Here is a 23358-nt window from a genome sequence, read left to right as displayed (position 1 = left end):
CAGCGGACAGGCGCCCCGGTTACAGTTCGGCTTCAGGGCATCTCAGCGCAGGCGTCAAGGTGATTGGTTTCACGCCCTTTCGTAGCCATTGACCGTCCGATTTGCGGGCCGGCGGATTGCTCGGTGAATAGAACGCGGACGGATAGTTTGTGAACATGACTGAGTACCGACGCCCCACGTTCCCGGTGGAGATCTACCGCGATGAGCAGGGCCGTCCGATTGACTACGGCAATCGATGGGGAGGAGAGTCTCCGCCTGAAGACGCGTATTCCCGTGTTAGTAATGTGCCGCGTTTCGCGCCTTTGCACGACGTCGCCGACGCACTCATCGGATGGCGCCAGACCACCTTCGATGTTGCCGTCGAGCAAACCCCGAGCGTTGCTGGCGATCTTCTCCGCTTGCCAGAGGTCCGACGATGACGCGCAGTGTGCGCCCCGCGACCAAGGTGATCCTGGTCGGGTTGTGGGACGAGTGCGCGGCGTGGGCGGCGCGAGCCGAACTGGACCTGCGGGAATGGGCGCACCTTGAACCTGTGGGCGTCGCCCCACCGGTCCGCATCTACGAGCTCCGGGCCGACCCCGAGGAGCTCGCGGAGCGCTTGGCCGCCGAACGCCGGGGGCGAGAGTGAAGACTCGAGTCGACCACGTTGACCCGGCCGAGGTCCGCGGGAACACCTTTGCCGTGCACACCGCAGGCAGCGACGACCCGGCCCAGCACGACTTCCTTGTCGACGGGGAACACGACCGGGTGCGCCTCGGCGGCTTCGGCCAGTGGCTCCACGTCCTCGACACGCTCACGCTCCGGGTCGGAGAGCAGCTTGTCGTTCGCGTGGCGGTCGCGGGGTCGGTGTTCGTGCTGACTTCCGAGGGTCCGGTGGAGGAGATCACCCGGTTCTAAAGACCGTTCCCCGCGCAAGGGATAGGGGAAGGGGGCGCACCCCTCAGAAGGAGATCACCCCATGTTCACCGCCATCGCCACTTCCATCGCCGCCGCTACTGACCTGTCTGCGTTTGGCGCCGGTGACGTGTTCGGTTTTCTGCTCCTCGCCGGCATGGTCATCGCCATCGTCGGCGCCGTCGTCCAAGATGAGGCGGCGGGGCTCCGGAAGTTCGCCGGTGCCGCGTTCGTTGTCGTCGGTCTCTTGGTCATCATCGCCGGGTACACCGGGGCGGTCGCCGCGGACAACCTCCCGGCCGCCAGCTCGAGCAGTTCGAGCACCGTCCGCTAGGTCGGTGCTGTGGCCCATACTGGGCCGATGACTGATGAGCTGGACCGCCTGACCCCTGACTCGACCACCGCCGGGGTCTTCGAAATCGTCTTCGAGGACGCGGTCGTCCTGACCGTGGCGCTCTCGCCCGGCTACCCGATGGTGGTCCAACGGTTCCCCGTCTCCGGGCAAGAGGGACACTGGCTGGACCGGGCCTCGGCCGAGTTCAGCTCTCTGCCGCCGTTCGTCGTCGGGGAGCCGGTGACCCTCGACGACCCTCGAGGACGGTTCCAGAGCGCCCCGATCGTGTGGATCGTCGAGCTTGACGAGGAGTGACGGCCGGGTCGCCTTGCTCTCCGTGCACCCGGTGTACGCGGCCGCCCTCGTCGCCGGGCGGAAGACCGTCGAGTTCCGGAAACGCCGGCTCGCCCCGGACATCAGCCGGGTCCTCGTCTACGCGACCGCGCCGTCGCAACACGTGATCGGCGAGTTCGAGGTGGCGGAGACCGTGGAGGGGACCCCGGCGGAGATCTGGGCAAGGTTCGGTTCCGCCGGCCTGATCGGAGAACAGGACTTCCACTCGTACTACGGGGACCGGCAGACCGCGGTCGCCTTGGTCGCCGCGCACCCGCTGCGCTACGCGGTGCCCATAGCCTTGGCCAGCTGGACGCCGGCGCCCGCGATCCCGCAGTCCTTCTGTTACCTGAGCGCGGCGACGGTCGGGGACGCAGGAACGGCGCCCGGAGGTCCCGGGGTCCGTTCATAGGTAGGGCATGCCCCAATCTGACCCTGCCCACCGCACCGCACCCTCGTTCTGGGCCGAAGGCAAAATCTTCGGCAGCACCGTCGTTCTCGCCGGGTCCGCCGGGGAGATCCTGGCCGCGGCCATCCCCGCCTACGACCCGCAAGCGCCCCCAGCTGACCGGCTGGCGTCCCGGCAGCGCATCGTGGCGTCCATGGCCCGGCGGTTCCAAGAGATGGAGATCCGGGCGGCGGAGGAAGGGTGCCTGCGGGTGCCGTGGACCCTCGCCCGTCAAACCCGAGTGATCCGTGACGCTCTCAGCGCCGACCGGATTGGGCCGCTGCCGGATTTCATCCACGAGTGGCCGCCGACCCAGCCTCGCCTGGTTGTGGCCGGGCACCTGACCAACGGTCACCCGGAACCGACGGGGAACGTGCGGGTGCTGAACCCGGAGACCTCCGTGACGCTCCTGAACTCTCTCGCCGCCGACCATCTGCTGTCATGGGGTGCCTCGGATGAGCCGCGGACTATGGGCGCTCAGCGTCACCGGGACGCTGCTGCTCGCCGCCGATTACGACTTCATGCTGGCCGCGCTGTACCCGGACCGGTACACCCCGGAGCTCACCGTCAGCCGGAAAGCGCAGCTAGAGGCGATCGCGCTGCGCGCAGCGGTAGACGTTTCTGGCTTCGGGCTGCTCGCCCGTGCAGACGAGGGGCAGTTCAACCCGGACGAAGAGTCGGAGACCACGTTGACTGCGCTGTTCGCGGACCGGCGGGAAGCAGCACCGGCGGTGGCATGGGACTGGGAGCCGGGGGAGAGGCTACCGCTGATCCTGACCAGCGTCGCGGTTGCCGCGACAGGGAGAACGGACCCGGTTTCCGCGGGCGTAATCATCGTCGACTCCGGGAGCGCCCGCCGGCTGATCCACAGTCTGGCTGAACTCGATGTGATCGCCTTCGGCCGCCTGTAAACCCGGGAGCTTAGCCGGGCGCTTCGATGTGCTTGGCATCGAACATGGCGCCGATTGGCTGAGATCGGGGACCACGGCTCACCCGGGGCGCATGATTGCAGGGGAGCATCGATCTGCAATGCCGATCAGAAGAACGAGCAGCAGCCTCGGTCATCGTCTGCTGGGAGGTCTCCGACGGAAGGCATTCGCCAGATCACCGTATCGTGGAGTACGGCCTTGACCGAGCGCACACCGATTAGAGTCTGGTTCCACACCGCCTCCTTGAGCGGCCATTTCTTGCGATCCTTAGCCGTTAGGTGAGTGTCTAACGGGTCAAGCTGCGCGCCACAATCTTCTGCGCCAACCTCACAGCTGCGCCCTCGACCGCGCGGTGTCTGGATCGCAGATGAAATGGCCGAGAACTTCCGCGTGCCGGCGTGTGACCAGTCCCATCCGGTATCGACGCGACTCAGATTCCATGACACATTCGCGGGGCTTGGATCCAGGCCTGTTGCGCGCTAAACGTAGCACCCGTGGGACGCCAGTTGCCGCCGCATGGACGGCGCCAAAACGGGGTTCGTAGCCATTGAAAACCGCATAAAAACCTGCTCTTCGCGCGCCCGCCTCCGAGCGCACCATTACGCAGGAGCAAGGCGACGAGAAACAGGGCTAAAGGCACAACAAAACGTGCCTTTTGCGGCGTGTACTTCGCCCAAGCGGAAGCTCCTGCGAGCCCCGGCTCCTTGCCCTTTTTAGTTCCGCACTCGTTACGTTGTTGTCTCGTCGCTGATTCGGCCGGAACGGCGGCCGGTCAGCCCCTCGCCACCCTGGACGCGTGGCCAGTCACCTCTTCGCACGGCCCGTCTCCTCAAAGCACCTCGCTGCACCGTCGGCGGCGCGCCCGCCACTCACTAGTCCAGGCGTCACGGTGACGAGTGACGTGACGCCTGTGTCAACGTCACGGTGACCCCTGATTGTGACGGCGCTGTTAGCGCGCGGCGCCGCAGTGACCTGTCCTGTCCGGTCACCTCTGTCACCGTCCCGGAGACGTTTTGTGACGAGCGGTGGGACGACCCGTGGCATGACGGTGAGGCAGCGCAGTTGACGAGAGGCCGCCCGGAGCGTGTCTGCCGAAAACCACGCAGTGGACATGACGTTTCGAGACAGGCCAGCTATTGAGACGGAGACGAGCCAGCAGCACACCGGCACCGTACCGCGTGAGACGGCGCAGCCGGCGAGAAGCAAACGTGCGAGCGTGGACCCGAGGCACCGCGACGTGACCATCAGAAACCGAAGCCGGGACAGCCGAGTGAAGGCACGGCACGATCGCCGCGACCGGATGAGGGTCGCCTCGTTTCTTCCCGAGGCAAATGTTGGGGGCGGGATATGAGTCAGTGCCGTTTGCGCCTTCGCGCTTGTTCCGCCCCACACGTCGTCTCCGTGTTGTTGCCCTTGTCCCTGTAGTCCGGCAGCCCCCTCGCGGTCCTGCCCGTCCGCCGCACCTTGGATACCATTCGCGCCTATCGGCGTGGTCAGGCATGGTCCGTGCTGCAGGCGGCCGTGCACCATCTAGCGTGGAGTCCTTGGCACTCACCCCGGAGCAACGAACTGCACAGCGGAAACTGGTTGGAACGCTGAACCTCAGGCATGTGGTTTGAAGCTGTGCGAATCAATAGTCTGTGGCTTTATCGGACAATCTCCTAGGCCTCGGAGGTCGGCCTCGACCGCTGGCTCCTAGAGACATCTGGCTTGACTCATTGTGCAGTTGCGGCTTCAGTTCGACGTGGGGTAAGGGTTCTGCCTTCTCCAGGGTTCAGCTGTTGGCGGCGGGGATCGTCGAACTCGTAGGTGAGGATGCCCTCCGTGGCTGCGTAGATGCAAACGGTTGCGGCAAGTGGGCGGCGAGCGTGCGGCGAACGGTGCGCTCAGAGACTGAGAGGGCCACGCAGACCTCGGGAACCGATGCTCCAGCTGACTTCATCGCGATGAGCGTGCGCGTCCCTTGGGCGTCGAGCGCCGGAGGCCTTCCAATGCGAACGCCGGATCGGCGTGCGTTGGCGATGCCTGAGATTGTCCTGGCGCGGATCAGGCTCCTTTCGAATTCAGCTACGAGCCCGAGGAGGCCGATCATGAGGCGGCCTGTCGCGCTGGTCGAGTCGAGGTCGCCGAGTCCCAGCACGCGGACCGTGACGCCCTGTGCGGTAAGCATCTCGATGGTTGCGATCAAGTCCGTGAGCGAACGGCTGATTCGCGACATTTCGGCTGCCACTAGAACGTCGCCTGGCCGAAGGTGGGAGACCGCGTCGCGAAATCCCGGGCGAGCGCCCGTAGGGACCCCGCCGCTGATTTCGTCCGTGAAGATCGTCGTCGCGCCCGCAAGACGAAGTGATGAGACCTGATGCCCGTAGTCCTGAGAATCGCTGCGGGAGACGCGGGCGTAACCGAAAACACGGCCAAGGGCGACCGGCAGAAGGGCGCCTTGACCCGTCACGATTTCTGGCACCGTTATCGCCGGATTCGACCCGATTTTCGTCCTGTCTTTCTGCAAGCTGTCCTCCTTCGGCTTTTGACCGGCACAACCGACCGGTTGTGCCGCCGTCAGTCCTATGAGCGGTAACTGTCAGCTCCTACTATTCGGCCGGGGGAGCGGCGTCCGTTGGCTGATGAACGGACATGTGTGTGCATGCACGCATGCACGCAGATATCTCTTCAGCGGGGATTTATGAAATCTGGGTTAGCTCCAGTTTGGAAAAACGGGTTGGCCCGTACAGCCGAGATCTCGTCGATGCGTATTCCGCTGCGCATTCAAATCTCTTCGGGTGAAAGGTTGACACGAGAACCTGCGACGGTCGCTCGTTCGAGCAGCGCTCGGGCGAGGCCTAGGGTCGGCGTCCCCGGTGTTCCAGTGCTCATCGTGCGCAACCGGAGAAGACGGGGAGCTCTTCCCCTTCCCGGATCGGGTGACGAAAGTATTCGGTATCTTTTACGTCTCATCCGGGTGGTACCTCGAAAGCGCCGTCGGTAGCGCGAAGGGAAGTGCGCTAATCAAGGTCGGTCGCTCCGGTGAGGTGATCAGGCGCATCGCGGACCACGGTGAGAACGCTGTTCGGACGCAGAAGTCTGAGCCTGTGGTTTTCGTGCGTGTCTAATTCGCACCGGGACCTGACTTAGCTGACGTCGAGTGTAGGTTCCATCGCGTATTGAGAACTGCGGGCACGACAACCCTCGACGAACACAGCCGGGACGTAGCGCTAATCCAGGCACAGAGTCGTTTCTCACGAACGTAGAATTCCTCGATGCCTGAGTCGAAGCATGCGGGCTAGCCACGCGTCCCCTTCGTCATGAGGTGTGACGCGTCACGAGGATACCTAGGCGGTCTGGCTCGCCGGGGGTCTTGCCGTGATTGTTTTTTTGAGATGGGCCTTAGTCTGCGACGTCTGACTTCGCGTCTGAGTGCTACTCTCGCGACATGACGCAAAAACCTAACCCTCTCCCAACTGTCCAAATCGACCTGCTCGCCGGTGTCCTCCAGTCCAAGGTTAACCACGGCTGGAAACCCTCCGAGGTCACCCAGCAGAAATGCGTCGCCCTACTCGACCACGCCACCACCCCGCTGCGCGCCCTCTACCTCTCCGCCCTCCTGAACAAGTCCACGTTCTGCGCGCACTGCGGAGGTTCCTCCCGGATCCGCAAGACCACCAACGTCTGGGACATCCAAATCTGGTGCGATACCCCGGACTGTCCCTTGCGCAACGCGTCATCTCACAACGGCGAGCTCAAACCCAACGGGGCGCCCACTCACGACTCCGTGGCCACACTCCCCATCTGGGAGGACAGACGCCGACGCGGCCTGCTCAACCCCGGGCCTGACTACGAACCGCCCACCGCCGACTGCGCCCGAGGCACCTGCGCCGGGCACAAGCACACGAACTACCGCAGCAACCCCACCTTGCCCCAGGTGATTGCTGGCGCCGACGACGACACTCCCCGGCTACTGCTCACCGACTACCACGGCGACCTCAACACCATCTACGGCACGACCGAGAACAACTACACCATCGCCCACGTTACGGTTCGGCGCATCGTTGACGCCGTTGATGCTGCCTGCTCCGCGATCTTCCCTCACCTCGCCACCATGTCCAGCACAGACCGGGCCCTGTTTTCCTTGGCCACTACCGCACTCTGGATGCGCACCCCGTGGGAGGACTTCGAAACGCTGCTGGATACCCCGCACGTGCGCGTCCTGCTTCCTGCGAACATGGTCGCTGAAGCGGAAAGCATGAGCGCCACCTGGCGGATAGACGCCGCAGCGTGATCGCCGTCAACGTCAGCCGGCGCGCCCGCCCGGACGACCTCCCCGACGACTTACGCGGCACCTGCGAAGGATGGTGGGCCGGCATCAGCGCCGCCACCTACCTCGATCATTCCGGCAGCCTCCTCCTAGGCGTGAAGAACAACAGCGTTATCTGGGCAGGCAAGATCACGCACGCCACCCGCCGTGAGGATCGCCGCGTCCGCTTCCACACGACTCCTCCAACCTCGGGCCTGCTCGCTGAAGCGGGCATCGTTATCGGTGCGCCCGCGCCCGCCTGGGCAACCTGGCGACCCGGCCAAGGCAACCCGGTTCGCATTGCCCGGGTCGCCCGGACCTTCGTTGACATCACGGACACCGCCACTCACGACACGATCGGACCGTTCACGCTCCGCTACGACCCTACGACGAACGAGCTCCTGGTGACCGTGCCTGCTGGCGCTCGCCTCGTCGTCGTCAACGGCGGAACGTAACCTCGCCTATCGGGACGAGGCTCCACACCGCCAGATAACTCGACTGTGCTCAGATCTTGCTCATGTTGACTGCCAACGTGGGTCCCTTGGACCACGTGGGGACCGGTGAGGAGAGGTCATGCCCTTCGCCTCCACAACTGGATGACGTTGTCCGCAGCCTCCGCCTCGACCACAACCCGCTCTCGCTCCAGTTCCGCGGCCTGACGTGCCCGGACTTTCCCTGCTACGACCGTGAGATCCCACATTTGCTCGCCGGTCACGGACACCCCGCGTGCGCCAGTGCGCCGGGTTCGGCCGCGGATCAGGGCGTAGTGGGTGCGGAATACGGGTGCCCCGATCGCAGCCTGCGCGTTGTGGAAGAACACCACGTTGGAGACCGGCCCGCTGCCGTCGTCGAGGGAAAGGAAGACCACGCGTTTGCCGCTTCGCATCGGGGGAGTGTGGGTGGCGCGGCGGACCCCAGCAACGAGGACCTCGGTGCCGCCCGGCAGGTTCACGAGCTCCGAGGCGGGCGTTACTCCGAGTTCTTTGAAGAGGGGGTAGAAGCGGGTCATTTGGTGGTGGCTGACGGCGAGGCCGAGGTCTCGGAGTTCCACGTCTGTTTGGGTGCGGCCGCGGAGGTCGAGGGCGGTGACTGCCCGGTAGAAGTCGGGCAGTGGGAGCTCGATGTCGAAGGCGAGTTGGTCGGGGCCGACGGGGAGTGCTTTGCCGCCGAGGCCTTGGATGTGGGCGAGGAGGTCGCCGCGGCGGGCCCGGTCGTAGCCGATGAACGAGTCCAGGGCGCCGACCCGGGCCAGGGCTTCGAACGTGCGCCGGCGCGGCCGCACCCGGTCCCGGAAGTCCTGCAACGAGGAGAACGGTTGATGCTCCGCGATTCGCTGCCGCTCCACCGCGCTGGACCCGGCGAGTTCGGGCAGGGCCAGGCGGATGGCGAGCTGCCCATCGGCCAACTGCTCCACCCGGTAGTCCAGCGCGGACTTCTGGACATCGAGGCCGAGGACAGGGACGCCAAGGTTGCGGGCTTCGGCCACGATCAGGTCCTTCGGCCACATACCCGGGTCGTGGGTGAGGAGCCCGGCGAAGAAAGTCGCCGGGTGATGCGTTTTCAGCCAGGCGCTCTCGTAGGTGGTCCGGGCGAACGCGGCCCCGTGTGCTTTGGCGAACCCGAAACTGCCGAACCCGGACAGCACCTTCCACGCCCGGTCGATGACCGGCGCCGGGAACCCGCGGGTGGCGGCCTGCTTCCGCACGTACGCTTCGTTCTCGGCGAGGTCGCCGGATTTTCCGAGGTGCCGGCGGAACACATCGGCTTTGCCCATCCCGCAGCCGGTCAGCTCGTCGAAGAGCCGCATCACCTGTTCATGGAAGACGACAACACCGTTGGTTTCGGCCAAGAAGGGTTTGAACCGGGGGTGCATGTGGTCGGCTGTCGTTTCCCCGTGCCGCGCCTTTAGATACTGCAGGGGCATGTTCGCTTGCATGGGGCCGGGGCGGAACAAGCTGATCTCCACGGTTAGGTCGTTGAAGACTTCCGGTTGGAGTTTCCCGATCAGTTCCATTTGTCCGGGGGACTCGAGTTGGAAGACGCCGAGGGTGCGGGTGGTTCGGAGCATTTCGTAGGTGGGTTCGTCGTCGAGGGGGACCCGGTCCAGGTCGATGGTCTCGCCGGTGAGTCGCCGGTGCTCCTCGATCGCGTACGCCATCGCACTTTGCATTCGGACGCCGAGGATGTCGAGCTTGATCAGACCCATCGGGTCCATATCGTGCTTGTCGTACTGGGACATCGGCAGCCCCATCCCGGAGCGTTGCACTGGGGTCCGGTCGAGGAGGGAGGTGTCGGAGAGGATGACGCCGCATGGGTGGACGCTGGTGTGGCGGGGGAGCCGATCGAGCTTCGCGGTGAGGTCTACCAGCTGGTCCAGCTGCTGCGACTCGCGCACCTGCCGGGCGAGTTCCGCGAGCTCTGGTTTCTCCTCGAGGGCCCGGCGGAAGTCGCGGGCGTTGAACCGCCACATCTGCTTGGCGATCGCCGCGACCTGGTCCTCCGGCATGCCGAGTGCGAGCCCGGCGTCCCGGACGGCGCCCCGCCCCCGGTACGCGTTGGTCATCGACATCAGCGACACCCGGTCGGCACCGAAGACCTGGAACACCTCCCGGTAGATGTCGTGACGCCGTGCGGATTCGACGTCGATATCGATGTCGGGGAGGGTCTGGCGTTCGGGGGAGAGGAACCGCTCCCAGATGAGACCGTTCTCGATCGGCTCGACCGACGAGGTGCGAAGCGCGTAGTTCAAGACCGAGCCGACCCCGGAACCCCGGGCTTGCACCCGGACGCCCATTCCCCGGATCAAGTCCGCGACCCGGGCGACGGTCAAGAAATACGCGGCGAACCCGAGATGCTCGACCGTCTCCATCTCATGCGCGAGCTCCTCGTGTGCGGCGCGGGCGAGGGTGGTGCCGACGTAGCGGTCGTCGATGCCGTGCCGGGCCCGCCGCCAGAGCTCAGCCACCGGGTCGCCGACCACGCCGATGATCGAGGCTTCCGGCATCCGTGGTGTGCCGAGTCCGATGTCTTCGGCCGGGTGCAGGGCGCATCGTTCTGCCAGCTCACGTGTGGACTTCAGTAGTTGGTCTAGGGCGCCGGGGTTTCGGGCGCCGGCGTCGACGACCATGCGCGCGACCCGGAGCATGTGCGTCCCGTCTTTCAGCCACGCTTGCCCGTTCGCCTGCGGCTCCTCGAGCTGGGCGAGCGGGGTGAGGAGCCGGGTCGCGTCGGCGAGGTCCGCGGTCGTCGCGTCACTCGGCTCGCCGTAGCGGACGGCGTTGGAGAGGATGGCGGGGGTCCCGGTGTCCTCGGCGAGGCCCAGTATTCGGGTGGCCGCGGCCACGGAACCGCGTTGCCCGGTCGGTGCCAGGTGGCATAAGACTTCGAGGGTGATCGAGCCGATCGGCATGACCCGGAGCCACGCGCGCAACCCCGCGACGGACTCCACGCTGTCCCGGTGTTCCACCGCGAGCCCCACGTCGGAGAGCGGCCCGAGGAGCACGGTGAGGGCCCGGCCCTCCGCCCAGGTGGCGAGCCGGCGGCGGTCGATGCTCGGAACCCTTCCTGCCTCGTGTGCGGAGCTCACGGCCCGGCAGAGAGCGGCGTACCCGCGGCCGTCCCCGCCGTGGGCGAGCACGGTCACCCGGCCGAGCGGCCGATGCTCATCATCGTGGACGGCCAGGTCCGCGCCGAGGCCCGCCCGGATCCCCGCGTTCGCGCACGCCCGCACGTGCTTGACCGCCCCATACAGCCCATCTCGGTCGGTCAGGGCGAGGAAGTCAGCGCCGGCGGCGGCCGCCTGGTCGACGAGAGCCTCGGGCATGGTTACGCCGTAGTGCGGCGAGTACGCGGAGGCGACGTGGAGGTGCGGGAAGCTCTATAGCATCCGCACCTCCAACCCTTGCTATCGAACGTTTATTCGATATTAGGAGTGTAGGTCGGGGCTCTGACACCGGCAAGGTTGGAGCGCAAACGTGCGGGCAAAATGGTGGAGTGGCGATTTTCCACCGTTGGCTTTGAACACCTTGCTGAGATGTCCTCCGCGCGGGCTGACGCGCTCGGACCCCGTCGGCGACCAAGCGCTGCATTTCAACCTGCGCAGATAGGTAGTCACCTTGAACTCGGAAGATTTCCCGGTTTCGGAGGCCCTCGGCAACATGAGGACTCACTGGTGCTAGAGCCGGAGGCGCAGCCCCGCCTCCAAGGAAATTTCGAGCCACCGGGTGTCCCGGGGGACTGGGCGCGTTGAGCGGACTGAGCCCTCTGATGCGTATTCCGATCGCGGTCGAGGCGCCATCCGCGCCCCGTTCTGGGTGCATATGACGCGCATTCTGGTCTCCCGGTGCACGCATAGTTAGGTATTGCACGCTTCTGGACTGAGCTGGAAGATGTGGTGCTTGATAGGACTGTGATGTTCTTGATGTCAAGCGAGAGTCGCGAAAAAAGGGGATGGCTTGACGAACGATGTTTGGCTGCAGTTGTGGAGCGGGGCTATCGGAGCTGTTGTCGGCGCGGTCATGGGTGGAGTTTCCGCGATACTCGTCCTCTATTTTACGAACAAGCATCAAGCAGGCCTTTCACAAATTGCGCTTGAACAGCAGGCTGACGGGCTGAAAGACCAGCTGTTATCTCAGCGCGAAGAAAGGCGCGAGACTCGAGAGATTGAAGCAGTTGCGGAACTTCTGGAGTTCATCACAAAGCTCCTCCACGATCAACCAGAAGACCTCAGCTTTGTGCCGGATCTGGTGCGTCGATGTGACCAGCTGACTCTCAATTCGAGCGATGAAGTCGGAAAGCACTGGAGAACTACATCGAAGTTCGACGTACTTGGAGTCTCGCGCCATCCCTATGCCGAGACCCTGACGGTGAAGATCGCACTGAACCAAGTGCTGTCCGTGTTCATTCCTGCAATGGACGTGCAATATGGGGGTGAGCTGCCAGTCCCACTCCGCAACCTGCTGCGCGAAGATACCGTTTCCTGGGTGGGAATGACGCAGAGCCTAGGGTATGTTTCCGCGTCCCTCCTCAGGTGGCAGTACATGACAATCGACGAAAAGATCGCGGTCTTCGGCAGCAGGCCGTGGGCAGAGAGAGCTGCGGCGAATTTCATGACTCTCTCCTGGGAATTGGCTTGGTGGGACGGCAGCTCCCCACAAGATTTTTGGCGCTCCGACAAGATCGATCCTCGAATTCAAGACCTGTTCAAGTGGGTCTCTTCAGAACAATTTGCAGCAGCTTCCAAGGAGACAACCCCCCTCTACAACAGACTTTTTGAAGAGGCATGCGTTGAGGAACCCGCCTTGCGTCTGAGGCGGGACGCGTTCTGGATGCAAACGATGTCTTCGTCTGTGATGCTCGGGAAGAGCTGACTCCCCAGCTGTGTCCGCCTGGGATGATTCAGAGCACTTGAGCATTATTTAAGGACCGAAGTACGACCTTGCCGCCCGGATCCGGCTGACGCGACCACTCGCAGTCGGGCTGTCTGCCTTCGATCGGCAACACCGACCGCGCGACTGCAGAAACTTCTCTGGCCCTGGGTAAGACCGGAAGTACGAGGAGCGTAGTGGCTGGCGCACAAAACAGCCTGCGGCGAGGTCTGCGGAGCTGTGGGCGAAACCCGGGGTACTTGCGGCGGCCTACATGCCTGGCGGCCAGCGGCGATACGCAGCGAGAACAATTCGTCGAGAGTGTCTGCAAGCCGGAATGTATAAAGGACAATAGCGGGATGAACGACTTGCTTCCAATCTTCGACGATGGCCCCTCTCAACCCGAGTCCGCCCCGCTGACGCAGGCCTTGAGCGAATCCCAAAGAGATGCGCTGAGGAAGTCGTTTGCTCAGCTGGGCATTCTGGACGCTCGCGGGCAGTTCGCGATGGTTGAAGAACTGACAGGTGAGCGCATTACGTCCGTTCAGGAACTCGCCGCACACCACGCGCAGGCGCTCATCCACCGGCTGGATGATCGAGTGGCCTCGATTGGGCGGAGGAGTACAGGAAACGCGTGGGCAGATCGCGAAGAAGACACATGGATCGACAAACTCTGAGGAGGACAGGGGGTCAGCTGTCCAGGTGGGTCGGTCGCGCTGGCACTTCAGCGCCACCCTCGGCACGTCAGACCGCCTGAGCCCGCCCCGAACAGTACAATCAAGGGGACGCCATCGCTCAGTTCCATTGGCTTATGAATGGGTCACGAGACTTCGGGGGACCATGACAAAGGTATGTCTGCCATGACTTTTGACCTGCCTGAGAAAGGCCGTCAAGTTCGCGTCGACGATTCGCTCGTTACTGTCCGCGATGCCGATTGGGCAGACCAAGGCGTAATCGAACTATTCGTTATCGATGCGCAAGGTAACCCTGGACGTGTTTTGCTCACTGAGCATCAACTCGCTTCAGGATTGGTACCGGTCAACGATCGGGGCGGTAATCCTGAGCGGGCCCTGACCGGACTCTGGGGACGATGGATGCAGTATGCGATGCCGCGCATTCGTTCCGCTGTACTTGCAACTCGACCGTTGCAGCCTTACGCCCATCAAGACGAGGCTGTACACGGACACATGCTCAACCAGCCGCGCCTCAGGTTCCTGCTGGGAGACGAGCCCGGCACGGGAAAAACGATCATGGCTGGAATGTATTTGGCGGAGGGTCGACGGCAAGGGCTAATTCGGGGACGCGTCGTCATCATCGTCCCTGCCCATTTGGTTACAAAATGGGAGCGTGATATGAGCCGTTTGTTTGGAGTTGAGGTTAGAAGGCTCACCGCTGCGATGGCGGCCGAGCCAAAGGACCTTGACCCGCGCTACGACACGTGGGTCGTATCCGTGGACCTCTTCACGCACAACGCCGACGTGCGCAGAAAGCTGGCCGGTAAGCGGGCTTCCTGGTCTTTGGCGATCTTCGATGAGGCTCATCGTCTGACCCCGACAAGTCAGTATCTTGCCGCAGCCAGAGAAATCGCGGATCAGGCGCACCATCTTCTTCTGCTGACGGCGACGCCACACAGAGGAAAGGAATATTACTTTCGAGGTCTCATGAATCTCCTCGATCCCATTCTCTACCCCTGGGATTCAACGCAAACGGAGTATGCGACAGCGCTCGTCCCTAGCCAGATGTCGTTCTTGAGACGTATGAAAGAAGAGCTGGTAGATCACGACGGGAACAAACTCTTCCCCCCTCGGTTTTCAGAAACAATCTCCGTGAATTTGAACCCCTACGAGGCAAGTGCCTATGACGCCGTCATGGCCTATGTGGATAGCTACTACTCCGACAACGCGACTCTAGCCCTGTCGATTTACGGCAAGCGAGTGGCATCGAGTCTTTACGCGGCGATTGCGACCGTGAAACGTCGCGAGATGGCGTTGAAGGGGGCGGCGAACGAGCGCTCGTCACCCGTGCTGCCCGAGGATTTTCTATCCAGCGAGACCTTCGGCTCGGCTATCGATGACGACGAGGCTTGGGCGGAGGCTGAGGACGCGCTGGTCAGGGCTCGGACGAGAGACAAAACAGGCGAACTAGCAAGCGTCGCTGCATTGCTCGAGATCTTGACTGAGGCTCAGGATGCTGCGGTATCTGCGAAGTGGCACACTCTCCTCGCGATAATCGCTAGGCATGGCATCGCCCCCGGGCAAGGTCAGCTGCTCGTCTTCACTGAGTTCGCGGACACCGCGCGTTGGCTTCGAGGGCTTTTTGCTGACACCGGATTCAGCGTCGATCTCCTCGAAGGGGCTGTCGATCATCGCGCTCGCGATCTACTCCAAGAACGTTTCCTCGCTGGCAAATACCAAGTCCTAGTGTCTACCGATGCAGGAGGTGAAGGTATCGACCTCCAGTCCGCGAACGTGATGATTGACTGGGATTTGCCTTGGTCGATGGTTCGACTCGAGCAAAGGATGGGGCGCCTCCACCGAATCGGACAGAGAAACGCCGTGCACGTGTACCACCTGATCGCGCCGCATACGCGAGAGGGTCGAGTGCAAGAAGTGATGATGCAGAACCTGGAGAGCGCTGGAAGGGCGCTTGAAGGAAAGATCTATGACCTGCTCGACGCGACGGCCGCGAGCACCGGATTCGACTGGGGCAAGGCCATGGTTGACGCTCAGGCAGGTCGCAGTGTCACGGTTCCAGACTCTGAAGCTCTCATTCGAGCAGCACGCACGCTTCTCGCGAATGAACGAACGCTGAGCAGTCCTGCCAACGTGTCCGAGGCCCTCGACCGGTTCGCCGCTGACAGGCTGGAAGCGATCAACCCCGTGATCGTCGACTCCATGCTGGATCAGCTCGCGCGCAGTCAGCAATGGATCATCGGACCAGGTCCAGCGAAGGGCATACGGCATGTAGTGGATCGGGTTCGGTCGTTGCCTTCGTATCTGGGTGGGGAGCGTGAGGCCGATGTCGCATCGGATGGAACGTCCGTGCGGAGGGCCATAGACGATGGTGCGAGTGCGTCCGGGCTCTCCGACGTGATCGTTCTCGGCCCGACGGAGGACGCCTTTCAGCAACTCGTCGCTCATGCGGTGAACGCTGGAGAAGAAGATCTGATTCGGGGCGCAAGCATTGTTGACAGCGCCTCGCTCACGTCTTACGTCCTGGCGCTCTTCGATGCTGATATCCAGCTTTATGACGGGACAACTCGAACAACTCGAAAGGCTCCACTTCTCATCCGGTGTTCAGCGGGGCAAACGCTCCCCGTGGCTTGGGAGTCGCTTATGACCCTTCGAGCCCCCTCGGACACCGATTCACTAACAGCCGGACCAACCCAGCTATCGCCGGGGAACCGTCATGATGCCACTAACGAAGCAAGGAGCGAGCTTCGCGGTCAGGTGAAATCGCTGGAAGAGGAGCGCCGCGACTGGATAAGAGCCGCAAAAAAGCAGCTCGAAATCACCAAGTACCGATTCGAAGAATCGATTGCAGAGCGACCGGTTGAAGAGCGTATTGAGTTGCTCAGACACTTCGAGATTGCGCGCTTAGACAGGCTGGGTGTTCTGAACCAGATAGCCGAAGTTTCAGCAAGCGCAGTGAGGCTTGTCGGCTGGGTTGCTGTGGCCGGCATAGCTCGAACTGATCAGCTCGGCTATGACCCCAATTCGGAGAAGGCCGCGATCAGCGCAGTGGTTGACGAACTTGAAAAGTTCGGATTCGAGGTCGACGATAGACAAACGGCCGGCGTCGGGTACGACCTTTACGCCCGGCACCCCATGACCCGTGAGCAGAGACTCGTAGAAGTCAAAGGGCTTCAAGGGGCACTTCGCGCCGTTTGGCTAGAACAAAACGAGTGGGCCCAAGCGCAGCAGCGAGGGGGAGAGTACTGGCTGTACGTCGTTGACTCTTGCGCAAGCAGCCCCACAGTGAGACTCCGTCTCCAGGACCCGTCTTCCGTTCTTGGCGGCCCTCGGCGAATAGAACGGTACCAGATCCGATTGTCCGAGCTCAGCAAATTGATCGGAGATCAAGCGTGAGTCATTACCTGTCCGACGTCGTTCCCAGCCTCGACCTGAGCAGGGCAACAGAAGACCCCACGAGCAGGCTCATCGACTCGTGGTTTCCCTGTCCCGAGGTGGATGTAGCGGTGCGGACTCCGGCGGGCTCCGGACGGAGCGAAAAATCTCTATTCACTTGGTTCGCTTCGAGACCCATTGCGCAGGCACGGGCGGCCGTGCTGTGTTCGCTCCTGCCCGACACCCCTGGTAATCGCCAAGACGTCAGGGCTGCTGTCCTAATCGGCGATCGTTCGGCAATGGAACGCCTCCGAAAGAAGATCTCGGCGGAGTATGGCAGCAAGCCACCCCTCGTTCTCGACATGTTTTCCGGTCGTGGAATCATTCCGTTGGAGGCTGCCAGAGCTGGCGCGAACGCGATTGGAATCGATATCTCGCCGGTCGCCACACTCGCGGGAACGCTCCTCGCGGACTATCCCCTTCGTGACTGGTCTGCTGAAGAGCAGCTTCCCTATCGTCGCGATGAGAGGCTCGATGGAGCCAACCCTGGTAGCTCGGAGATCAGCCTGACGCTCGACGGGTTTGCTGCGGAACCTCGTCTTCTACATGATGTGCGTCTGGTTTTGAGCGAGGTCGCCCGCCGCGTTCGCGAGATTGTTAGCCCGCTGTATCTGGGGTTGAATCCTCGGTCGCTTGACCTTCCATGGGCATACCTCTGGGCCGTCACGATACCCTGTGATGGCTGCGGACGTCGGTTCCCAATGATTGGGTCCATGGTACTGATGCACCCCTATAAGGTCGCGGGGGAGCCCGGACAGGCGCTCAAAGTCGTAGTTGAGGGAGACGCCTGGAGTACTTCGGTTCACGAAGGTACGGCTCAGCAAGAACCGACCTTTGCCGCTGCCGCCGGTAAGCGTGGGAAGTCCGCGAGATGCAGCTTCACGAGTTGCGGGCACACGCACAGCCTGGATGTCGTTAAGGCCAAAGGCCTGGCAGGTCAGTATGAGGACGCCATGCTCGCCGTTGCCGAAGTCGACCCGGAGACGAATCGAAAGGTGTTTCGACCCCCGACTGCGGTCGAACGCGCTGCGGCTAAACAAGCTGATGACTGGGAATTCGACGGGGCTAACGAGACCGCGGCGATCCCTGACGAACCGATTCCTGCAACATCTGGTGTGGATGCCTATCAGTACGGCTACCGAACCTACGGCTCTCTGATGAACAGCCGGCAGGCAGTGCTCTTTGCCACGACAGCTCAGGTCATCGATGAGCTCTACGCGGAGCTGACGGGAATCGTAAGCGAAGAATACGCCAAAGTCTTGGCTAGTTACGCTGCCGGGAATCTGCCCAAGCAGCTTCGACGCGCGACCCGTGGGGCGAACTTGCTCGCCCATGGCAGCCCGGATGGAACTAAGCAAAACACCTGCCAAGTTGGGGACGTCTTTTCGAAGCAATCTGTTCTCAAACACCAGTTTGACTATCTCGAGGCTGGACCTGGGCAAGGGCCGGGGACTTGGAGCTCCGTGTCTAGCAGCTTGGTGAACGCACTGAAGAAGGTGCTGGAGGAGAACTACGTTGGGGGCAGGCCCGGTCGGTTCAGGCGCGGATCGGCCGTCTCTCTCCCGTACCGTGATCGATCCGTGGACGCAGTGGTCTGTGACCCGCCCTACTACCAGATGATCGCCTACGCTGACTCTTCCGACTTGTTCCATGTCTGGTTCAAACGGGCCCTCCGACACGTACTCCCCGATCTATTCGGCGGAGCGGTGGACGGCGCTGATGGACTTCAGGACAAGTCCGAGGAGATCATCGTCAAAGGTCGCGGCGCTAAGGGGCACGGTGACCACCGCACGGAGGATTTTTACGAGTCCATGCTCGCCAAATCCTTCACTGAGGCGCGTCGAGTTCTCAAGCCGGAGGGTCATCTGACCGTCATCTTCGGTCATTCGGACCCCGATGCTTGGAAGCGATTACTCGCCGCTCTCACAGACGCGGGATTCATTGTCACCTCATCTTGGCCGTCGCGGACGGAAACGGCAGCTACGGGTGTTGCCACCATTTCTGTCACCGTGTCCATAGGGGCTCGCGTTGCCGCCTCCCACCGACCAGTCGGGATCGCGGCACAGATCGACGCCGAGGTGGTTGCAGAAGTAAAACGTCGCAGCCGTGTTTGGGATGCAGATGGGTTGGCCCTCGAGGACCAGCTAATGGCGTCCTACGGGGCTGCTTTGCAGGTCGTCGGCCAATGCAGCAAGGTCATCACGCCAGACGGAGCTACCGTTCCTTTAGAGCACTACATGACTCTCGCTCGCCGAGCTGTGCGCGATGCCGTCGCTCTGAGACTCGACGAGCTACCTCTCGAAACATTCGATCCGCACACTAGGTTGGCAGTCTTCTGGCACGAGCTTTATGGTCGCGCCGCGGTCCCGAGAGGTGAGGCTCGATTCTTTGCTCAGTCAGATGAATTGCGACTTGAGGATCTTCGGGGTCCCATACTCGACGAGACAAAAGCTGGGTATAACTTGCGCCATGATGCTCCGGAGGCGCTGACCTCAGCATCCAGCGTCTACGAGGTTGTGCGCGGCATGGCAGCAGCATGGCCCGAGGGTACCGACGCGGTGGCTGAATGTCTGGCGCTCAGCGAACGGCTGGCGACTGACGCGCATCTTTGGGCAATTGTGGATTGGCTAGCTACGAAGCTTCCGACCTCGGATCCAGTCGCTATCGCTCTCGCAGCCGTCAAGCGAAATCGAGGGACCATTCAGGCGAGTGTCGCCGCCCAAGTTCATTTCGCTGCACCGCAGCCGAAACTCTTCGAGGAGATATCGTGACCACGACTGAAAGCATGCACTGGGCCAGCGTCCTGAAGCTTCGCCATGAGGTCCGCCAGACAGACGGATCCGTCGGCGAACTCCAAATGAGCCTGGCAAAAGCGGTTTACCAGACAGTCGCCGTCCCATATGCAAACTGCAACTATTACGCTGACATCACGCAGCCGACTCCTCTGCTAGTGGGCTTCCTCGGCCGAGTTGCTCGGCGTCTCGGAGTTGAGGGAGTTGACGCTCAAGCGTGCTTCCACCTCGACCAAGGCATGGGTGGTGGCAAGAGTCACGCCCTCGTCGGGATCTGGCACATGATCAAGAACCAGAGTGACTTCCTCGCCTCTGAGCTCGGCCAAGCAGTGTCGTCCGAAGCCACACGGGGTGGACATGCCCTTGATCTGTCCGACGTCGTTCCGGTCGTTCTGATGGGGGACTCTATGTCCCCAGGAGCTACCGATCCACGATTCGGCCCAGCCACCGATCTCTTCGGCCGGTTCTTGTGGTTGTTGTTCAGCAGCGATAAGGACCAAATGGGGCGGTGGCTGCACTTCAGCAGTTTGGGTGCCAACAAGGCGACTTTGCAGGCCGTATTTGCTGAGATCAATCGGCCTGTTCTTGTGCTCATCGATGAACTCATGGACTATGCAATGGCACTCACCGATCAGTCGGCCATTGGTGGCATGCCCGGTGAACAGGCCTTTCTGAACGCCCTGGCGGATGCAGTCGACGACCAGCCTAGAGTCGCCCTGGTCGTGGTTATGATTCGCAGTGACGAGGATGAGGCTGGGTACCACCCTGCAGCGGAGGAGATGCGGGAGTATCTATCGGCCAGGCTCCAAAGAAACGGTGAAACCGTCACGGTCACCGAACCCGCGGATTTTGCTCAAATTATTCGGCGCCGCCTCTTCGCAGTTGGCGCAATCGACCATGCTGCAAAGCGAACTGCGCAAGGAATCGTTGCCGCTGCTCTCGACCCTTGGCTCACTCAGGTGTACGGACAACTCGGTTCTGGGCGCAGCATCTCACGCTTGCAGGATCGTATTGTCGACACGTACCCGTTTCACCCGGATCTCTTCGACTTGGTCACCAAAGAGTGGTCTATTGTGCAGGCCTTCCAGCGAGTGCGATCTACGGTAGCAATTTTTGCCCGGACCGTCCTCTATTGGGTGAACCAGCACGAGGCTGGCGAATGGGCACCGGACTTGATCGGTCCTGGAGACATCCCGCTTCAAACGGACGCGCTTGAGGCGTTACTTTCATCTGGTGTTCTTGCGGGCAACAACCGAGCGATACAAGGATTCCGCGCGGTTGCTAGCACTGATGTCGTGCGCTCTGGGGGTGGCGCCGGGACGTCGTTCGCGTTGGACGCCGTCCTGCGAAGTGCTGGCGTCGATGCAAATCAGCCGTCCCCCGCGCTCCGCATGGCAACAGCTTGCTTCTCCTACAGTTTGGTGACTCGTCCGCAAGGAGCCAGGGGAGCGACTAAAGCGGAACTTCTTGCAGCGATCGCGGGCTCGGCGGTAACCTACGCGGCTGCCGAGGAAGTATTCAACGCACTTATCGCCAGTCCAGCCGAGGGAGGTCTCGGTGCCCTTGAACGGACGAGGCCCACTGGCGGCAGAGGCAGTGAGCGGTTCTACCTGTCCATCAAGCAGACATTGAACATGTACCACGTAACGGCGATGCAGATGGTCAGCAACGAAGTGGCCCTGGAAAGAGTTTGGACACGCGCCCAGTCACTATCGAAGAATGGAACTTTCGCATCTGTCACATGTCTTGATAGGCCAAACGACGCCAACGTGTCGGCGACTTCGATTTTTTCAGGTGTGGACGGCGCCTCAAACCGTCTCGTCGTTCTAGACCCGCGGCGGTGGAGTCTGCTCAACGGGAACGACACGAATACGCGTGCGGACATAGACTTCGCGTTCGGAGTTACGCCGGGCCTTGCCACCACCTTTGCGGCGTCAATGGTCATCGCGGTTGTCAACACTCAACGACGAAACCGAGCCCGTGACCGGGCAAAGCTGGCAATTGCTTGGGAGAAAGTTGTCGAGCAGCTCGACCGTGATGACGAGGAATACGTCGAGGCGTGCTCGCGCCGCGACGCTGCTCGTCTTTTGCTTGACAGTGACACGAGATACGCATTTCAGCACTACGCGTACCTTTTGCGCACTGGCACCGGGCTTACGGTCCAATACAAAGCCGTTCCGGACGGGAGGACGTCCCTGGCGGGTCAGGACGTCTGGAATGATCTCGTGGCGGGCAACCGCGCGGTGTCAGCCGGCGCATTGGCGCCGGAGTACGTGGCTCAACTGGTTACGGCTGGGCGATTCGGCCGATACCTGACGCCAAAGGAATTCTTTGAACTTCCGTACGGAAATCCAACGTGGCCACTGGTGGCAACGGTAGAGGACTTGCGAAACGCGCTCTATCGGCTGGTGACGAGCGAAGAGTGGATGTTGACGGACAGTGAGGGAAACGAGATTCGTCCCGCCAACCCCGGTCAGATTCAACCTGCGTCAATGCAACAATCGCTCCGACCGCGTCCGTCGGTCGACGAGGAGGATGAAACCGACGAAACCGCGTCGGAGAATGAGCATCACGGGACCGGCGCTGCGACGACGGCGTCAGACAAACCGGCGTCAACGTCCGGTATGAATCAGGCAAAACAGGATCATGGCTCGCAGGCACCTGCCTATGAAGTGACTCGCGTGAAGCTGCCCTGGTCGTCTGTAACTGACCAGAGCAAGCGGGAATCAATCTGGAGCCTTGTCCGAGAAGTTGCATCCTTACTTGACCCGGCAAGGAGGTCTGGCGACCTTCAGATGATGGGCTTGGAGATCGTCGTGACGGCAAGAGTGGGTGATACGGATGGTCTCGCTGAGAAAGCCAAAGAAACCCTCGGCGTATCTATTTCGATTGAGGATGAAGAGATCTGAGTCCAACTTCCTGAAGCTGTGGGCATCCAAGCCATCCGAGATACCTGGCTGTAACTGGATATCACTGGTCTATTCTCGTTGAATATGCGTTGAATTCCTGCAATTCTTGGGATTTCAAAAAGATAAACAGCAGGTCAGAGGTAATAATTTTACCTTGTCAACCCGGAATCAGTGGGTTCCCGGTTCAAGTCCGGGGGGGTGCACCATCAGAAAAAGGCCAGGCTCGTTCCAAACGAGGCTTGGCCTTTTCTGTACCCGGTAGCCTGATATCCAGTCAACAGCACCTTCATCGTCAGGCGGAAAAAATCAGAGCTGCACGAGCCACCAAAGACAGACCCCACGCGGTGCGAATCTGGCACGACATCATCGTTAATTGGCTCCTGGCTACACCGCTGATCGTCAATGGAGCGCATCGGTCTCGGCTGCTCCACCTCGCCGGAATGAACGTCAGAAGTTCCAGAGTGCTGAAGGGGGTCACCTTTGGCTCCAGAATGGTCGTTCTAAAACCCGGCGCGTTCGTGAATGAGGGCTGCTACTTCGACGGAAATGAGCGTGTGTTCATCGGGCGCGCGGCTGTGGCCCAGGGCGTCCGCTTCGTCACAAGTACGCATGAGATCGGACCCAGCGAGTTCCGAGTCGGCCCACTGGTAACCAAACCGATCCATGTCGGCGACGGCGCGTGGATCGGTGCTTTCGCCACAATCCTGCCCGGTGTCACGATCGGCAACGGGGCAATCGTGGCTGCCGGCAGTGTAGTGACCAAGGACGTCGAGCCCAACACCGTCCATGGTGGAGTGCCGGCTCGTCTGATCAGGTCGCTGGAGGGCTAGCTGTTGTTCCCACTGACGTTGTGAGCACGGTTGATGGGTGATTTGCCGCCGATGCCGGTATGGGGTCTGTGGTGATTGTAGCTATGGATCCAGTCTTGGTAGGTG

The 23358-nt window shown here is 61.9% G+C and carries 16 protein-coding genes and 2 pseudogenes; 15 read left to right on the top strand and 3 right to left on the bottom strand.

The features are described 5' to 3' along the window. The first annotated feature begins 155 nt into the window (after positions 1 to 155). From E3N86_RS00090 to E3N86_RS00060, 7 genes are all read left to right on the top strand, one after another. Complete coding sequence (locus E3N86_RS00090; protein WP_134511061.1) at positions 156 to 419, top strand: DUF6226 family protein; 264 nt, start codon at positions 156 to 158, stop codon at positions 417 to 419. After that, positions 416 to 628 carry a hypothetical protein gene (locus tag E3N86_RS00085; RefSeq protein ID WP_134511060.1) on the top strand — a complete coding sequence of 71 codons (213 nt, stop codon included), beginning with the start codon at positions 416 to 418 and terminating at the stop codon, positions 626 to 628. Before E3N86_RS00090 ends, E3N86_RS00085 begins: the two co-directional genes overlap by 4 nt. Continuing rightward, positions 625 to 897: a hypothetical protein gene (locus E3N86_RS00080; protein WP_134511059.1), complete on the top strand. Its 273-nt coding sequence runs from the start codon at positions 625 to 627 to the stop codon at positions 895 to 897. Before E3N86_RS00085 ends, E3N86_RS00080 begins: the two co-directional genes overlap by 4 nt. A 61-nt stretch (positions 898 to 958) precedes the next feature. Continuing rightward, complete coding sequence (locus tag E3N86_RS00075) at positions 959 to 1228, top strand: hypothetical protein (protein ID WP_134511058.1); 270 nt, start codon at positions 959 to 961, stop codon at positions 1226 to 1228. Positions 1229 to 1255: 27 nt separating this feature from the next. Then, positions 1256 to 1543 carry a hypothetical protein gene (locus tag E3N86_RS00070; protein ID WP_134511057.1) on the top strand — a complete coding sequence of 96 codons (288 nt, stop codon included), beginning with the start codon at positions 1256 to 1258 and terminating at the stop codon, positions 1541 to 1543. Continuing rightward, a complete protein-coding gene (locus E3N86_RS00065) occupies positions 1530 to 1973 on the top strand; it encodes an ASCH domain-containing protein (protein WP_134511056.1) in 444 nt (147 codons plus the stop codon). The genes E3N86_RS00070 and E3N86_RS00065 overlap by 14 nt, the downstream gene beginning before the upstream one ends. Before the next feature lie 491 nt (positions 1974 to 2464). Then, complete coding sequence (locus E3N86_RS00060; RefSeq protein WP_134511055.1) at positions 2465 to 2920, top strand: hypothetical protein; 456 nt, start codon at positions 2465 to 2467, stop codon at positions 2918 to 2920. A gap of 1792 nt (positions 2921 to 4712) precedes the next feature. Here the strand turns inward: E3N86_RS00060 and E3N86_RS00055 are convergent. Further along, the gene (locus tag E3N86_RS00055; RefSeq protein ID WP_166784954.1) at positions 4713 to 5447 is read right to left on the bottom strand and encodes a recombinase family protein; all 735 of its coding nucleotides are present in this window, start codon (positions 5445 to 5447) and stop codon (positions 4713 to 4715) included. Between the two features lie 921 nt (positions 5448 to 6368). Between E3N86_RS00055 and E3N86_RS00050 the strand changes: the two genes are divergently transcribed. Both E3N86_RS00050 and E3N86_RS00045 read left to right on the top strand, forming a co-directional pair. Further along, entirely contained in the window at positions 6369 to 7214 is an 846-nt protein-coding gene (locus E3N86_RS00050; protein ID WP_134511053.1) for a hypothetical protein, read from the top strand. Beyond that, the gene (locus E3N86_RS00045; protein ID WP_134511052.1) at positions 7211 to 7684 is read left to right on the top strand and encodes a hypothetical protein; all 474 of its coding nucleotides are present in this window, start codon (positions 7211 to 7213) and stop codon (positions 7682 to 7684) included. The genes E3N86_RS00050 and E3N86_RS00045 overlap by 4 nt, the downstream gene beginning before the upstream one ends. A gap of 116 nt (positions 7685 to 7800) precedes the next feature. On the opposite strand, the pseudogene dnaE reads toward E3N86_RS00045, so the two are convergent. Next, positions 7801 to 11091: pseudogene (dnaE, locus tag E3N86_RS00040) on the bottom strand (DNA polymerase III subunit alpha); the annotation flags it as partial. Positions 11092 to 11683: 592 nt separating this feature from the next. Here dnaE and E3N86_RS00035 point away from each other — a divergent pair. From E3N86_RS00035 to E3N86_RS17735, 6 genes and pseudogenes are all read left to right on the top strand, one after another. Then, the gene (locus E3N86_RS00035) at positions 11684 to 12598 is read left to right on the top strand and encodes a hypothetical protein (RefSeq protein WP_134511050.1); all 915 of its coding nucleotides are present in this window, start codon (positions 11684 to 11686) and stop codon (positions 12596 to 12598) included. 356 nt (positions 12599 to 12954) lie between these two features. Beyond that, positions 12955 to 13272 (top strand): hypothetical protein, encoded by a 318-nt coding sequence (locus E3N86_RS00030; protein ID WP_134511049.1) that lies wholly within the window; start codon positions 12955 to 12957, stop codon positions 13270 to 13272. Between the two features lie 183 nt (positions 13273 to 13455). After that, a complete protein-coding gene (locus tag E3N86_RS00025; protein WP_166784953.1) occupies positions 13456 to 16683 on the top strand; it encodes a helicase-related protein in 3228 nt (1075 codons plus the stop codon). 278 nt (positions 16684 to 16961) lie between these two features. Further along, complete coding sequence (locus E3N86_RS00020) at positions 16962 to 19493, top strand: DUF1156 domain-containing protein (RefSeq protein ID WP_134511047.1); 2532 nt, start codon at positions 16962 to 16964, stop codon at positions 19491 to 19493. Then, positions 19490 to 22423 carry a DUF499 domain-containing protein gene (locus tag E3N86_RS00015; protein WP_134511046.1) on the top strand — a complete coding sequence of 978 codons (2934 nt, stop codon included), beginning with the start codon at positions 19490 to 19492 and terminating at the stop codon, positions 22421 to 22423. The genes E3N86_RS00020 and E3N86_RS00015 overlap by 4 nt, the downstream gene beginning before the upstream one ends. Positions 22424 to 23088: 665 nt before the next feature. Further along, positions 23089 to 23238, top strand: a pseudogene (locus E3N86_RS17735) (DapH/DapD/GlmU-related protein); the annotation flags it as partial. Between the two features lie 11 nt (positions 23239 to 23249). Here the strand turns inward: E3N86_RS17735 and E3N86_RS00005 are convergent. After that, positions 23250 to 23358: integrase core domain-containing protein (locus E3N86_RS00005; protein WP_166784952.1), on the bottom strand; the 109-nt coding region annotated here is incomplete at its 5' end.

The sequence above is a fragment of the Cryobacterium sp. Hz7 genome, from assembly GCF_004402815.1.
GTDB lineage: Bacteria > Actinomycetota > Actinomycetes > Actinomycetales > Microbacteriaceae > Cryobacterium > Cryobacterium sandaracinum.
This window is presented reverse-complemented; position numbering and strand designations above follow the sequence as displayed.